Raw genomic sequence first — 1,670 nt, 5'->3', positions numbered from 1 at the left:
GCTTTCAGGGGCCTGATACGCTCAGGCGGGCGGTAAAGCCGTCATTCCCCAGGGCCGCGCGCGACCCTCGGGAATGACGCCCCCGAAGGGGCGTGTGGTCAAGCGGCTTGCTTGCCGGTCGCAACCGCCAAAGCCAGCGATTCGATCGGCTCGATTTCGGCGAGAAACGCCAGGTGTTCGAGTGCCTGAGCACGCAGGGCACCGGGCGACGTGTCCATCGGCTCCAGTGCGTGCGAGTTGAGCAGGAATACGCCCGGGCCATGGCACACCATGATCCGGGTCGCGTCCGAGCCAAGGGCGTACAGCCCTCGGTCCATGGGGACCAGGTCCCCAAGAATGGAGTGATGTTGAGATTCCACGGTCAGTCTCCTGTATAGAGGGGCGACCGCCCCCAAAGGGGCCGTCGCCCTTTTGGGGAATGGAATGCCGTTGGCTAGTCGATCGCGCGAAGGATCTCGCCGGACTCGTCGTGGTCCAGCGCGTAATCCCTCAACCAGTGGTACAGGTTGACGTGCCGATCTTCGCGGAAGCGCCAGGCCATCGCGTTGAAGGCGAACAGGCAGGCAATGATGCCCGCCGCATCCGGACTCAATTCGCCCTCGTAGCCGCTACCGGGCACCACGATCCGCAGGTTCCGTTCCTGTTCGGGGGCCATGTAGAAACCGCCGTTGGAAAGTTCGTAGAACTCCCAAAAGCCGCCCTTGTAGGCTTCCGCCAGGGTTCCCAGCGAATCGAAGACGCTATTTTCAAATGCCAGGGCATGTGCCCCGAGATACCTCGGCAGGATCTGGATCCGTTCGAGTTCGGGGACGCGGTGGCGGTGAATCGAAAGATCCGTCTCAGTGCAAAACGTCATGGTCTATCTCCTGCATGGAGGGGACAGACCGCCCCCACGGGGGACGGTGTCCCCGTGGTGGGTGAAGTGAATGGATCGACCGGCGAGCCGGCGCACCCCTGCCCGATCCGGGGGTGCTTTCAGGGGCCTGATACGCTCAGGCGTCCGTTCTAGGGATGGGGCCGCTGTGTCCAGGCACCCGTATTCAGAGCCTCTGTGGCCGCCTCCTCCGTGGCGAAATACTCCAGGGATTCCCGCGATAACGGGGTCCCGTCCAGAGGGTCCGCCGTACCGACATACCAGCCCTTGGCGGATGCCATGGGCTGGAGTTCGACATGGTGGCCGCAGCATTCAAAAGCGATCTTCCCGTACATCCTCGCCTCCTGTTATCCGTACCGGATCCGGTGGAACACCTGGAGTTCTTCCTCCACGGAAAACCCCTTGAGGTGGTAACTCCGGATCTCCTGATCCCCGGTCTCGAAATCGATCTCGGGTTCAGTGGAGAACCACAGATCGATGCCGGTTGGGGGATCACTGGAGGGGTGAACAGCTCCCTTGCGATTGAGGAACTCCACGGCCGCTTCGACCGCCGACCGGTCCTCGGGATCTTCGGGGTCCATTCGGACGCCCTCGGAATCGATCCATCCCCGCTGTGAGGGTTCGCCAAGTTCCAGATCGACGGGCTTCCATCGCTCGAACGTGATCTTGATACGCGCAGTCATGGTCTGTCTCCGAGTGTTGGGGACAGACCGCCCCCACGGGGGACGGTGTCCCCGTGGTGGGTGAAGTGAATGGATCGACCGGTGAGCCGGCGCACCCCTGCCCGATCCGGGGG

Annotated in this window: 3 protein-coding genes; all 3 read right to left on the bottom strand. The window is 62.9% G+C overall.

Features of this window, described 5'->3' with window-relative positions; translation table 11 throughout:
• Positions 1-98: 98 nt before the first annotated feature.
• On the bottom strand, positions 99-359 hold the full coding sequence (locus tag F627_RS0115470; RefSeq protein WP_018879187.1) for a hypothetical protein: 261 nt from the start codon (positions 357-359) through the stop codon (positions 99-101).
• A gap of 74 nt (positions 360-433) precedes the next feature.
• Entirely contained in the window at positions 434-856 is a 423-nt protein-coding gene (locus F627_RS0115465) for an antirestriction protein (protein ID WP_019584591.1), read from the bottom strand.
• 365 nt (positions 857-1,221) lie between these two features.
• Positions 1,222-1,557, bottom strand: a complete 336-nt coding sequence (locus F627_RS0115455) for a hypothetical protein (protein WP_017926590.1) — start codon at positions 1,555-1,557, stop codon at positions 1,222-1,224.
• Between the last annotated feature and the right edge of the window lie 113 nt (positions 1,558-1,670).

The sequence above is a fragment of the Thioalkalivibrio sp. ALE16 genome, from assembly GCF_000381305.1.
GTDB lineage: Bacteria > Pseudomonadota > Gammaproteobacteria > Ectothiorhodospirales > Ectothiorhodospiraceae > Thioalkalivibrio.
The sequence above is the reverse complement of the archived record's forward strand: the minus strand, read 5'-3'. Positions and strand labels throughout refer to the sequence as shown.

Coding starts and splice junctions, on each gene's coding strand:
- F627_RS0115465 (WP_019584591.1), bottom strand. CDS start 856: ATGACGTTTTGCACTGAGACGGATCTTTCGATTCACCGCCACCGCGTC.
- F627_RS0115455 (WP_017926590.1), bottom strand. CDS start 1,557: ATGACTGCGCGTATCAAGATCACGTTCGAGCGATGGAAGCCCGTCGAT.